Here is a 13,652-nt window from a genome sequence, read left to right as displayed (position 1 = left end):
GATCGATAAAGTCGAGAAAGGTGAGATGCCGATAGCGTGGTTAAGCGGCCCCGGCGGCTGCGGTAAAACGCACGCAGCACGTGGTGCCATCAAGGCCTTCGAAAAGCGCGGCCTATCTCCGATCTTCTGCAATCCGTCGAGCTACAGGGACGTGCTGAGCACGCTGAAATCAGCAAAGGTCTTCAGCGGCAACAAGCTGGTTGGAAAGCGATTGGTCGTCATGGAAGAGGCCGACGTTATTTTCCGCAGCGACAAGTGCCTAAACCTCCTCAAGATCGCCACCGACCGCGCAGGCCTTGGGCAATATGACGGCGTGGACGTGCGGGTCCCGATGATGGTCACGACGAATGCACCGCTCGATGAACTCGCCGCAACCGACAAGCGGCGGGGCGAACACCTGCGCGCGCTGTTCAATCGCGTCCCGCCGATGACCATTAGCTACGACCGGCGAGCGAACTACGACTATGCGGTGTCGCTGGCGCTCACGACTGATCTTCTCCGCTTCACCCCTGCCAAGCAGCAGATCAGCCGCGCCACCGTGGCACGCGCGCTGGAAAAGTTCACGTCGGAGTTCAACAGATTTGAGATTCTCACGGCGCGAACCCTCTCCAACATCGCAGAGTATTACACGACATTTTCCCCGCAAACGGCTGAGACGATGATTGAGCGCCTGTTCCTTCCGAGCGGGGAAGTCCGGCAACTGCCGCCGCCACCGCAAAGCGACTGGATCGCGGTGATCGATGAGGCAGTGCAACGGCGGCGTGCCATCAGATTGGCAGCGAAGCCGCATTTCGCCGCAATGCCCCAACCCGTTATGGACCGCGACGTCCAGCCGATACCGCGCCTGACCGTCGTTTCCACGCATCGCGCCTGCGACCAGCTTGAAATCTAGCAGCCCCGGCGAGCGGCATTGAAGTTCGTCGGTCAGCATGACCGGCGGCCCTTCTCATCATTTCAGCAACAATCAGGACTGGCCGAGGCCAGCCCATCTGTCAGCGCGCCCGTCAGCAATCCCCGACGGGCGGCACATTGTTTGGATGAATTATGGATACGACGTTTGACAACCGAACGCTTACAAAAGGTGACCGTGCCGTAATACGCGCCGTCCAGTCATGGCAACAGGGTCCACGTGCCCTTTTCTTGAATGCCATCAACCGCAAGGGCGCATCTTTGCTCGAAGGCATCCTTCGCGAAAATGCCATTCAGGCTGATGGCACTTACCTATGTCTTGCGCGTGACCGGTATCTGGCTGGCCGCTCAGACGTGAATGCCCTGAAGATCGCCGAAGGACGCAGGAAACCCTCCGCGTATCCGTTGTTTAGCGGACCGTTCCTGAAAGGCGATGCTGACTCGAAAGATCGCCTCACGCTCGGCCGGTTTCAGATTTTCACGTTTGAATACGACGTCGCGAACGATGCTGATTTCTTTGCGGAACAGGTCGGTTGGGCCTTACCTGTCAAGGATGTCGCGGCTTCGCGATATGGAAAGCTGCACGCGCTCCTGAGCGGCAAGTTCACGGACTTCCACCTGCTTTCCGTGGTTTGGAGCGGGAATAAGTCGTTCCACATACACGTCGTTTTCGACACAACGATGTTCCGGGATCGGGGCGGCGCACCAGATATCACGAGCTTGCACGCAGGCCACCACGCTCATTGGACGATGCTCGCCGCTGACGTCGAGGCCATCCTTGCGCCGTCGCGCGATATTCTGCCGGACGACAATCTGTCGTGGCAGACGGCATTCCGTCGCACGCCTGACGGCCTTCGGAAAGTCGATAAGCCGGGACATCCGCTGGGCCTCGGGGTCGGCTCTCGTGTCCACCAACTCGTGGTTTGGGAGAAGGCATCGTTGCGCAAGAGCCCAGAGGTCGATGGGTTGTTGTTCTCCCCGACCCGCTACCCGACGTCGCTCATGCCAGCGCAAACCACGGGTTCCGGGGCGGCGGCCTCTATTGCACACCCGCGTTCTGCATTGTCGGCCGCCCAAGTCCGGCATGTAGAGAGCCACCTCGCCGCGCACTTCGCCACATCGACTTGTGAAATTGAATTCTCGCATCTCGAAATGGTGGCCGAGACGTATCGAGCCAAGCTTCGCAATCGCCCAAGCGACGTGACGCCTTCCTCATACATCCATGAAGATTTCTGCACGCCCCGTCTCGTTGGCGGTGACGCAGATCGGATTGATGTCGCGACGATTCCGCCACTACCCCTGCCTCTCGGGCAGATGATCACTGTCTGGTGCTCCGAGCTTGACCAGACCTCAGAGTTTGATGCGGGTGCGTTGGAGGCCGCCTATGCTCGCTTAGATCGTGATCTGCCGCCTCGCCTGCTGTTCGGCGCACCCTCGGTCTTGATCCACGCGCCCGAAGGCATCCGGAAATCGTCGTCCGTTATGCGAATGATCCACCTTTCGACGGTTCGGGGGGAGCGCGGACGTCCGAGCATGTTCGCGTGTTCGAGCTATCGAAACGCGCGCGAAAAGGCGCGAGAATTCAACTTCCCCGACCATGCAAATCCGGGCAATCACAGGCAGGATGGATTTATCGGAATTTACTGGCCGTCCTCCGCGCAGCTTTATCGCGACACTGCCGACGAGCTTCGGATGCCGCGCCTTCAGCACGCCGATGCCGATGAAGCTGGCTTCAATAACCTCTGGGCATTGGTCGCGCAGGATCAGCCCGCCGTGATGGAAAGCATGCGACAATGGCACGCGGCAACGGTGACCGAGATGGCCGGGAAAAACGTGGTTCTTTTTACGGCGCACGAGGTCGCTTTCCGATGGCGCGACAACTCGATGACCCGTCGCCTTCTCGCCCGCGATGCGTTCGAACCGAGTTTTGACCGTGCGGCCGCGCATGCGTCGAGCCGTCTGAACTGGCTTATAGTGGATGAGATCGCCTACCCAATGTTCGTAGATACGTTCTCGGGGCATCAGATGGAATGGCTTCGCAAGCTTCGAGACCATTCACCCAAGATATGGTCAGGTCGCGCGTCTGAGCGCCAACGCGAGCATTTCGCAAACCATATCGGGGCGATGGGCAGCGATGCCGGACTAGATATCTTTCAGGTCCAGCGTGCGATGCAGCGCGGGCTTGATACGTTTCTGCCTATCACCGTTCACGACAGCACTGAGTATCCGCCGCGTGGCGAGGCGGACGACGGTGACAATGGTGGGAAATCCCGGTCGAAGCCTTATGCCTGTGAGGGCGAAACGTATTTCGTCCGGGCACGTGATTGGTGGCGAGACGGCGACTTCCGAGTGGCCGAAACCGTGATTATGACGACCACTGAGATCGTCCCCGCCATGGTGGCGCGTGAGGTCATGACAGCCGCCAGCGGCGAATGCAGCGCGCAGACGCACGAAGCTGATCCGTATGATACTGCACCGGGTCTGCTCGACTACAGGCCGAACTTCCGCCTTGGGCGTGACTTCGTCGAGGTGTATGCGTCGGGCAAGGTCTTAGCGAAAAAGGCTGAGGAGCTGACCTCGGACTACCATGGCGATCCCGATATCCACATTATCAGCAACAAGCTGGGTGAGATTAAAAACGCCACGAGCCACCATGAAGCGCGTGGTGCGAACGAACTGGCGGGCAAAGACATCGTCCAGATCGTAACGATGTTTCCGCCGTCACAATATAAGGAACTGCGTGCGCTGGGGTCATGGATTGGACGTGACGATATGGTCCGGCTCGCCCACATCGATCAGATCAATCAGGCATGCGGTCGGAACCGGGGGCCTCGTAACCGTGGCAAGCGCCACCTTATCAAAATAAACCTGACATTGTTTCGCCTCCTCAACGCCTGCCCGAGCGCGATGAAAGAGTTGCGCTATGCATTCAGGACGACGGTAGATGCGGGTCAAAAAAGCAATAAGAATAAAGTTAGGCGCAGATAAAGTTAACCAAGAATACTGACGAAAAGTTCGTGATTATTTCATTTTAATAATGAAATATCTGATTGAAATCTGCTAAAAACTATGAATGAATAAGCAACATGGAAACAACAAGCGAGAGGAGGCTCATCGGAATGCTTCTTTGGCCGACTCGACTATTTGCGAGGAATGGCTTGCCCCGCCGCCAGAAAAACGACGCCGTCGCAAACAGAAGGGCTGCAAGGTAGGATGGACCTCACAATGGTGCTCAAAACGGGGTTTCGGGCCGGGGGGAAGATTGTCGTAGCGCGAAGTCTACTCGCAGTGAATGGCGGTGCGATTTTCCCAGAATTTTTCGCCGCCATCCAGCAACGTTTTCGACGGAACGACCGGGGCGTCAAAGATACACGCGGCGAGCCGATAAAGCTCTTTTGCAAGGCCCTTGCAGCGATAGAGACAATCGATTTCAATGTTGTCGCACTGCACCTCGCTGTCATTAGCCGCGAAGACGGCGATACCAACCGGTGTTAGATCATCCCCACGGAAAACCTTGAACCACAGGCTGCCTGATGATTTTTCGCTGGTTATTGAACGATCATCGCACTCCCATGGTGCTTCGTCGAAAGGCAGTCCCGGCGGTACCAACGCGATCTGTGCGACAAAGTCGTTGAAGAGATGCACTTCGACGACCTCAGGCATTTCAATAGGGCTCATTTTTGTTCCATTCGCGAAGTCGTCCGCGTTTCGATAGGCTGCGGCCTCACGTTTCAATCGTATTTAGACGACGAGACGGAGTTTTGATTTTGCCGGAGCATCGTCCTCAAGGTCATACATTTGCATGAATTCTGGCTCGTGCAGGGGCACGAGCCCGGTCAAGTCAGATAACGTAAAGCCGAGATCGGAGAGGTGCGCCTTTATGATCGAGTTCAGAACGGTCGGCTGCTCATGCGCGAAGTCCAACTCAGATGGTTCCTTCAACCGCCATCCTCGCGCGCTGATTTGCTGCCAAAGATAACGGTTCTGATTGTCGCTTAGATAGCCCAATCCTTTGGCGCGCATCAGCAAGGCCTGCATAGCCACCCGCCACTCAGGTTTGAGGGCGGCAAGCAATTCTAGCGTGATCCGGCGACTGGCGAACGCTTCCCGCATCTCACGCTCTGGCATGAGCAACGCGGACGCAAAGGCGTTCGCCTCGTCCTCCATCTCGGGCGAAGGCAGGCGATGCATGACGAGATGGCCAAGTTCATGGGCAAGGGTAAATCTCATCCGATCTGCTGGGTGCCGCCGGTTGAGCAGCACCAACGGCGGCTGCCCCGGCACGCGAAAGGTCATCCCACTGATGGAAGCACCGCTGAACTCGGAAGTGCCAACGATCACGCCGGATCGTTCAACCAAGCCCACGAGGTTTTTGATTGGGCCAGAGGGAAGGCCCCAATGGGCTCGGACAACGCCCGCAATTCGAGCCGCTGATCCATATTCCTCAACCTCAAGAGAAGGAAGGTCAGATGTTGGGGCGTAATCGACCGCATCCAAAAACCTTCGAACCTGCATGACGCGCAGGTTCATTTCTGAGGTAACCATGTCGAGGTCGCGCGCAGTGATGTCCGCCTTAGCTCGGAGCATCGGGTGGACGCTGACTGGAGGACCATAAACGGGATCGCGCAGATCAAAGAACGCACGCGGCAGGTTATAGACGTGTGCAGCTTTATGCAGCAGCGCGTCGTCAGGCTCTGCTGGGCCATTCTCCAAACGGGACAAAACCGGCTGGGCAATGCCAAGCCGGGCTGACGCCGCTTTCTGCGTGAATCCCAATCGCTGCCGCGCCAAGCGCAGCATATCTCCGGGCGTAGACATAGACCTTACTTCGTTTCAGGCTTAACCTGCGGTTTCGCCTTGGGCTTGATGAGATCGCCCCCATCCAGATCGATTGGCGAAGGGTCAAGAGGCTTGATAGGTTCGACCAAGGTGCCAGCGGCTCCGTCAGCCTCGCCGGTAATTTCGTAATCCCACAGGAGACGGTTGCCGTCGCGCGCCACCACGAGCACCCGCTCAACTTTGGTCCAAATTGCGTTGGGTTCCCAGATCAGTTCAATTTTGGCGGTTTCGGGCGGAAGACCCGGCAGTGCGCGATCAGCCTCCATGAACGCCATGGCGGCTTGCGTCGGGACATTGCAGCCTAGCCCGTCGTCGCCAGCCTTCTTGAACCGCGCCAAAACCCCGTGAATGATAAATTTAACGGTTTGGGCTTCCGGCTTAACGAAGACCTTCGCTTCGGCACCGAGCAACGGGATTGCGCGTCGGATGATCGCATCGAAAACTTCGTTCGAGTTGGTGCGGGAATAGAGATTTGGCGCGTAGCCCTTGCTCACTCGGCAGTCTCGGAGGTCTCGCCACTCGGCAAACCCTCCATGAACGCACGCGAGAATTTTCGCGTGAACTGGCGTCAAAGCATTGCGAACGGCTTTTATGTCAGCGGTCACCCCGGACCTCCTCCGATGAGCAGATCCTGACGATACGCGCTTTTTTTGCAAATTCAAGAAATATTATAAGGGTTGTATGCGCGTGTTGATGCGGCCATCGCATCGATGGCCTGCCCTCAAACCTGCGTGAGCCCGTCTCGTAAAACCATGCGGTTCTCAATTTTAGCTGCGGCTATCCCCTATACCACCACCCATCCGCACTTTGATCATCCCTGCCGAGGTGCGCGCGCGGACCGTGAACTCGATAGATTATTTCCCGGCACTCATCATATCTTCCCAACTCCACCATGGTTATGCCGTTACCAACTGACCAGTGACCAAATAAAATCGGGGATTTTCCAGCATCGCCCATAATAGCGTATGATGCGGGAGCGGCTTGCCTATTGGTGCCCAAAACTGAATCAGTGTTGTAAGTCTCATTGATCTGTATTGATTTAATTTCCGGCCCGAACTCGCTATGCAGTGGCGTCTCGATTTCGACAATTGACCCCTGAACCTCCCCATCTTTCTTACTCGTGGGTAAAGATTTTTCATCCAAAGCAATGAAATAATATGTTTCACCACCTTCCTCACCGGAAGCAAATATTATTTCTTTTTTATCATTCCTGATGGTGCAATATTTAAATGACCGAAGGTCTGGGTCCGAACCTGAATCAGGTGTGAAAGTCCCAACCCCCGATCTGTTCATCATAAAATGTGCGAAATAATCGTCCGTCTCTTCTAAAAGCGGGGATATATGGGAAAATATATCTTGCTTATAGCGACGCCACTTATCCTTACTCTGCTGCTCGGACCGCCCGTTGTTTATTTTATTTTTTGCGTCCGGTGTATATGCTACTGCGTTAACACTTTCTCGCTTTTGGCTGGACTGCTGCGGTCCAACTTCAGTTTCACTTCCGCTGCATGCGCCGAGAAGTAGAGATGGGGCAATAACGGTCGCAATATTTATTTTCAAACCAATAGCCCTCAGTTACTTTCCCTATCCCATTATTTTAATGACATTATTTCGAAATAGGCGCAAGGGGGAACTGGGACTCTTGCGGGTGTATGTGAGGTTGCCGCGCGCAAGCATGGCTAATGACCGCTAGCGTCCAATAAAAATTACTGAACGGCGCTTTTGCAAATGGCAATTCTCATCGTAGGCTGCCCGAAAAAACCTATCTCTCTAGATATCCAGCGAAGGCAGGCTGCGGACTATTTTCATCGTCTCCAAGCTGACAGTAATTACGCGCTGGAAAAGAAGCAGCGGATAGGCAGGATCGCCGACGGTCTCGCTAGCGTAGAGGTTCGAATCGTTCACGATGCCGCTAGCCTTATCGGTCTTTACACACTGACGCTCCATGACCCATTCAAGCGCAGGCTTACCGTTGACCACATAGTCGTAGGCTTTCAGCGGGATGTCGGTCATCGTGATGTTACTATTGTAGATGACTGTCGTTTTGTCGGCATTTGGCCGCTTTCCGCCGAATCTCATTTTCTCAACCCGGTAGAATTTTGCGGGATCAGAGGTGACGGCCAGACCCAAGTCACCCTGACTAACGGTGACGGGGAAGGGTTCTACTAGGTCAAAGTTGCAATGCAAGTCGCCAAGTCGGCGTCCGGCTTCAACAAAGGCCCGAAAATCAGCGGCCTCCTTCACTGCTGGAATACGCGGCAGTTGCTTCGAGAGATTATCAGCGAACCGAGTGCGGTATTCCTCGCTATGTAGTAGACCATAGACGTAATGAAACAGATCGTCCTTGGTGACTGTTTCTTTGGGATATGCGGCTTGGAAATGAGCTAGCCCGACATCCGTGATGCCGTCGCGCCGCCCCTCGGCAATATCTTTGCTTGCTACACGCGTCGTGGAGAACAAACCCCCTTGCGGGTCGTCGCCCTTCATATCAGCTTTGCCATCGTAGATGTAACGAGGGAAACACTGCCCAGTCTGAATGGTATGAAGGTCGGGAAGGGCGTCTGATTGCAGGCAGCTAAACGACCTCTGCGCACCGACTCCCGATATGCAAATAACCCTGTTCTCCATTGCTACTCTAGGAAAAATACGTGGCATTTGATATACCATCTCATTGAACACACGACTGTAATACAGCCATTGTTTCGTAAATGGGCGGTAGAGCCCTTGCGTCAGGCAGGCATTATCAAACTCGAAATTCTTACCTTTTACCAAATCGGCGGTTAGCGCGCGCGTCCAACTGATTTTGGTAGGATCGGCGTTAAGAAACCCCTCAACCTTCTCGCCCCGCACCTTGCGGTCAGCATCAGGATAGGCGGCATCAAAACGAGCAAGTTCAGCGTTGTAAAAATTGATCATCGCGAGCATGTTGTCGCCAAGTGCTGCGCGATCAGGGTTCACGCACCAAGCATCTCGCTGAGTTTTTACGCCGCTGGAATAATTGTCAAATAGCGCAGAACTAGATTTGCTCTCTTTGTCGCCTATCGCCAGAAACCTTTCAAAAGAGCTATCGCGCTGGCCTAGCCAATCACCATGGGTATCGGGCATTACTCTCTGCCAACCCATTTCTCGCGTAATACCGCCGATACTGCCATAACGAGCAATAAGAGCGAGCTTTTCAGATTGATTTAGATAGTCGCCAATATCGTGCACATCGATTTGGCCATGCTGGGCAGAATTGGGGTTTTTTACAAGTATCGTTATAGCCACCGGGGTGCGGCTACCCTGTCCAAAGACATTGTCCTTCTCTTTTCGACGAGCTTCGCCGGAGGTGCGAGCATTGCCACGCAGGTTGAAGACATGGATGCTTGCAAATTCCTCAACCAAACACCTACGAAGGCCATCAAAAGTGTTCGTATCCAGCCAACTCGCATTTGAGACATAAGCCACCACGCCGGCATCTCCGATCCGGTCACTCGCCCAGCGAATCGCGCGGATGTAACTATCGTAAAGACCGTTCTTATTAGTCGCGCTCGAATTCGCCGCGTAAGTTGCACGGATACGGCCATCCAGCGTGGGATAGGCAAAATTTGCTGCGTTGTCGTTCGCGCTGCTCTGTCCAACTGAGTAGGGAGGATTTCCTACTATGACCCTTATATCCAGCGCTTTTTGCCGGGTCCGACGGTTGCTGTTATCGGACATCAAGTCGCTGATAAGGTCTCGTTCTTGCTCATATAGTTGAAATGTATCAGTAAGGCAAATACCATTAAACGGCTGATAATCTCCGCCAGACAAAGAATGGTATACTGCTTCGATGTTGATCGCGGCGATATAATACGCTAGTAAAACGATCTCATTGGCGTGGATTTCATTTCGGAATTTATAGGCTAGTTCGTCGGGCTTTATGAGTCCCGACTGCATCAGCCGGGTGATGAAAGTGCCGGTTCCTGTGAACGGATCAATGATGTGGACCCCTCGGCTCCCGAGGGTCTGGCCGAACTCGCTTTTTAAGACTTCATCCACCGAATGAATGATGAAATCCACCACCTCCACGGGCGTGTAAACGATGCCCAATCGCTCGGTCATCTTCGGGAACGCGTTTCGGAAAAATTTGTCGTATAGTTCGACGATGATCTTCTGCTTAGCATCAGCATCGGTAATGCCTTTCGCGCGTCGGTGGACGCTGGCATAAAATCTATTCAGGCTTTCCCGCTCTTTATCCAAATGGTGCTCATTCAGAGTGGCAAGAACCGTCTCCATAGCCTTTGAGACTGGATTGTTCTGCGCGAAGGAATATCCGTCAAACAGGGCATCAAAGACCGGTCTGGTAATCAGGTGTTGAGCTAGCATCTCGACGGCCTCGCCTTTGGTGATGCTGTCGTTCAGATCATCGCGAATTTCGGCAAGGAAACCATCAAAGGCCAGACGTTCGGGTGTTTCGGGTTTCTCTACAAGTGCCGTGATGCGCGTAATGTGGGTTTGCGCGATCCGGGCGATGTCTCCCGCCCAATCTTCCCAATAGTCCCGTCGTCCGCACTTCTTGACGATTTTGGCCATGATGGCGCGAGAGAATTCATCAAAGACAAACGCTGCTTGGGCTTCGCTTTGGGGCCGGGGCTCACTGTCGCCATCGGCGCGCGCATCGTCGTCACCGGCAGCGCTGCCACCACCAATGTCAGTTCTACCCTTGCCGGCTTTCTTCTCCGTCGGCAGTCTGTCGCTGACGGCGATCACTTCGATCTTATCGCTGATATCCACGCCAAGATCAGCTTGGTTCAAGCGCGCGTCGAACCGCTCGTCATGCGAACGCAACGCATTGAGAATTTGCCAAACCACCTTGTAGCGCTCGTTGTCGTCCAGCGCCTGTTCTGGACTGACACCCGCTGGGACACCTATTGGTAGGATGACATAGCCCATGTTCTTGCCGGGGGCACGGCGCATGACACGGCCTACGGACTGGACAACGTCAATTTGGCTCTTGCGCGGATGCATGAAAAGGATGGCATCCAAAGCGGGAACGTCCACACCCTCTGACAGGCAGCGCGCATTCGAGAGAATACGCGCCACGGCGTCTCCGGCGTCTGCCTTCACCCATTCCAAATGCGCGTTGCGCTCCTTCGCTCCCATAGTGCCGTCGACATGGTGCAACTGGCATTCGAGCAGATCGGCCTCGCCCATCGCCTCCTGCCCTTCATCCGAGGCGAGATACTCGCTGACGACGTTGGCGAATTCTGTCCTTACCAGCTTGGACGATGCGATATCTTTACAGAAAGCAAGCGCGCGCCGCATCGGTTGGCCATCACCGACGAGTTCATTCCTGATCCCAGTTTTGGTCAAGGCCTTATAACAACCGATGATTTTAGTGGCGTCGTCGAGCTTCAGTTCGTTTGTCCCATCGGCAAGACGCTTCTGGACCCCGGTGCTGACCATGCCTTCGTCAACGGCGAGAACGAGCACTTTATAGTCCGTAAGCAGGCCATTTTCGACGGCCCAGCCAAAGCCGCGCGTAAAGAGGGTTTCGCCAAACAGCGCGGCGTCGTCCATAGAGGCGAGTTCAGCGGAAGCTTCGTTGGCCTTGGCTTTGACGGCATCGCCATACACGCGCGGGGTCGCCGTCATGTAGATGCGCTTTTTACCCGCAATGAAATCCTGATTGTGGATTTTGACAAAATTGCTCTCGTCCTCACCTGCCAAAGTTGCGCCCGTCGTCCGGTGGGCCTCATCGCAAAGGATCAGGTCGAAATCGGGCAAGCCATGCTGCTTTTGAGCATCGCTGATCACCTGTATGGACTGGTAGGTCGAGAAGACGACGGTCATGCGATCTTCCGCGCTGTGCATGACGTGCCGCGCCAGACGGTCGGGTTTGGTTGTCGCCGGGTAGTCCAAATCGTGGATTTCAATTTCGGCTATGTCGTCAGCATCACGGCGGCGCTTGCCAACCTGCGCGTCTGAACAAACAGCATAGGAACGCAGCGGTGTTGCGCTGTCGATGGTCCATTCGCGAATGGTCTGGGACATCAGTGCCAGCGACGGCACTAGCACCAAAACTAGCCCACCAACGCCTACCATAGATTCGGCGATTTTCAGACCCGTGAAAGTCTTTCCGGTGCCGCAGGCCATGATAAGCTTGCCTCGGTCAGCATTGGCCAAACCATCCCGGATGGCTTCCAGCGCCTCGCGCTGGTGGGGGCGCAGTTCCTTTGGAGCAGCGACCTTGATCTGATCGCGCTGGAACCATGCAGCCCAGTCAATCGGGCTGGCTTCTAGGCGGTCGAGCCCGATGGTCGTGACGTTCAGATCGTCAAACAAAGCGGTGGCATTAGCGGTGAAGCTCATCCCCGTGGTTTCTATGATCAGGCCACGCGAAAAATGTTTCATGCCGCATGCGCTGAGAAATTTGTCCAGTTCCGCCTTCGGGATGCTTCGGCCCTCAGAGTAAAATTTGCACTGGATCGCGCAGAAGGTGTCCTCGCCTCTGATCTTCGCGACCACGTCCACACCAATGTCACTGGCCCGAATGCCGTTGGCTCTGGCCCAGTCGCCTACCAGCCAAGCATCCTCATATTCCTGCTTCATGCCGGGGTCGTTGTTTATGAATGCTACCGCAAGACGTTCAAAATAATCGCCTTTTTCCCGCTGGGTTTTGGAGGTATCGCGGAATTGAGCCAGAAGCTGGCGAAGCGGCGTGGACATTCATACCCCCGAACGTGTGATCGCGCCTACCTAGCCCGCTCTCAGGAATGAGCCAAGATTTTCCCAGTTCATCAGAATTTTTCGGGGATGGGGGTATGCGTCCGTTGGGCGTCTTATCGGATTTCAGGGCACTGGAGACTCGCGCAAATCGGCAGCTGCCATGTTCTTGGGGCAGCCGTGATGCGCTGACCCACCGCGTTCACAGCCACCGAATGGCACGTGATCGAGCAAGTTTTTGAGCTAGCGTGATGCTGGTCGATTCAACAAGCTCTGCGTCCGTGAGGTATGTTGCGCGTATGTGCGCAATGGCGTCTCTGCGCATGTCCGCCGTGAATTCACTTTTCCAGCGAAAAACTTTAGTTTCATCAGCTTGAAGGTATTTTTCGTGAAATTGCCCATCAGGCATTCGATATCGGCAGCGTAAAACATCTTCACCATCAAAATATGTGCCATAACCGTCGACGTTATGGTGGACTATGTCTCCACGCTTTAATTCAAGCTTATTGGCGAGTAACCATTCTCCTTTGCGCTCTGCTAGACGAAGTTCCTCATCTTTGGCTTTCCAGAACGATTCTTCCGACCACGTCATGGGTTTTTCTTCTTCCATGCAAATGCTCAATGACGGAGAAACGACGTTCGGTCGCGCGCTGCCTAAAGCAACCACAAATTGATCGATTAGTAATGTCGTTTCCCGCGTGAAAAGCGTATCGTAAGGTGTCCCTTGTGGAATAGATATTTTAACAACTGAATATTTTGAGGCCTTAATGGCCTTTTTGCAGAATAGAAGTTCTGCAAGATGTTTCCGGGATGTATTTGAAAACTCGATAAAACCTGATGTATTTACAACCGCTCGGAGGGCAAGCTCTGACCCTTTTGTCAGATCGCCACCTTTCGGTGGAGCAAGGTGAGCGTTGAGTGCTTTGATGGAATAGCCCATGCGTTCCAGCTCAGTCGAAACTAATGAGATCGACCATTCGCCGCGACCGCTACGAGTCACAACCTTCGCGCTATTCAACGCTGCGGCCAACGACTTGAGAGTTTTCGCCCCGGCGAGCGCTGCCTCAATTATGGCCACATCGAGACGGGAATCGTCCCGTTGGGACTTTCGAATTCGGTTTGCGAGAGCAGTCTGGCGACCTTTCTCGCTGTTTGACAGTTTGTCGTCCATTTCCAACGGGTAGCCATCCTGCGCGGCGCATTCCAACACATTCGGA

Annotated in this window: 8 protein-coding genes; 2 read left to right on the top strand and 6 right to left on the bottom strand. The window is 54.6% G+C overall.

Annotation, left to right across the window (positions count from 1 at the left end):
- Positions 1-892: ATP-binding protein (locus GVL61_RS23955; RefSeq protein WP_159983715.1), on the top strand; the 892-nt coding region annotated here is incomplete at its 5' end.
- Positions 893-1,140: 248 nt separating this feature from the next.
- Positions 1,141-3,897 carry a hypothetical protein gene (locus tag GVL61_RS23950; RefSeq protein ID WP_159983713.1) on the top strand — a complete coding sequence of 919 codons (2,757 nt, stop codon included), beginning with the start codon at positions 1,141-1,143 and terminating at the stop codon, positions 3,895-3,897.
- A gap of 291 nt (positions 3,898-4,188) precedes the next feature.
- Here GVL61_RS23950 and GVL61_RS23945 read toward each other — a convergent pair whose 3' ends face one another.
- The 6 genes from GVL61_RS23945 to GVL61_RS23920 all read right to left on the bottom strand — a co-directional run.
- Complete coding sequence (locus tag GVL61_RS23945; protein ID WP_159983711.1) at positions 4,189-4,587, bottom strand: hypothetical protein; 399 nt, start codon at positions 4,585-4,587, stop codon at positions 4,189-4,191.
- Positions 4,588-4,650: 63 nt separating this feature from the next.
- Positions 4,651-5,727 (bottom strand): XRE family transcriptional regulator, encoded by a 1,077-nt coding sequence (locus tag GVL61_RS23940; RefSeq protein ID WP_159983709.1) that lies wholly within the window; start codon positions 5,725-5,727, stop codon positions 4,651-4,653.
- Positions 5,728-5,732: 5 nt separating this feature from the next.
- The gene (locus GVL61_RS23935) at positions 5,733-6,242 is read right to left on the bottom strand and encodes a hypothetical protein (protein ID WP_159983707.1); all 510 of its coding nucleotides are present in this window, start codon (positions 6,240-6,242) and stop codon (positions 5,733-5,735) included.
- 283 nt (positions 6,243-6,525) lie between these two features.
- A complete protein-coding gene (locus tag GVL61_RS23930; RefSeq protein WP_159983705.1) occupies positions 6,526-7,308 on the bottom strand; it encodes a hypothetical protein in 783 nt (260 codons plus the stop codon).
- 210 nt (positions 7,309-7,518) lie between these two features.
- Positions 7,519-12,438 (bottom strand): type ISP restriction/modification enzyme, encoded by a 4,920-nt coding sequence (locus tag GVL61_RS23925; protein WP_159983703.1) that lies wholly within the window; start codon positions 12,436-12,438, stop codon positions 7,519-7,521.
- A 199-nt stretch (positions 12,439-12,637) separates the two neighbouring features.
- Positions 12,638-13,652 (bottom strand): hypothetical protein (locus GVL61_RS23920; protein WP_235037886.1); only part of this gene is annotated, 1,015 nt, incomplete at its 5' end.

Source organism: Novosphingobium sp. 18050, assembly GCF_902706195.1.
Taxonomy (GTDB): domain Bacteria; phylum Pseudomonadota; class Alphaproteobacteria; order Sphingomonadales; family Sphingomonadaceae; genus Novosphingobium.
The sequence above is the reverse complement of the archived record's forward strand: the minus strand, read 5'-3'. Positions and strand labels throughout refer to the sequence as shown.

What these genes read in the sequence shown, in the direction of transcription:
- GVL61_RS23945 (WP_159983711.1), bottom strand. Translation starts at nt 4,587, where the DNA reads ATGAGCCCTATTGAAATGCCTGAGGTCGTCGAAGTGCATCTCTTCAAC.
- GVL61_RS23940 (WP_159983709.1), bottom strand. Translation starts at nt 5,727, where the DNA reads ATGTCTACGCCCGGAGATATGCTGCGCTTGGCGCGGCAGCGATTGGGA.
- GVL61_RS23925 (WP_159983703.1), bottom strand. Translation starts at nt 12,438, where the DNA reads ATGTCCACGCCGCTTCGCCAGCTTCTGGCTCAATTCCGCGATACCTCC.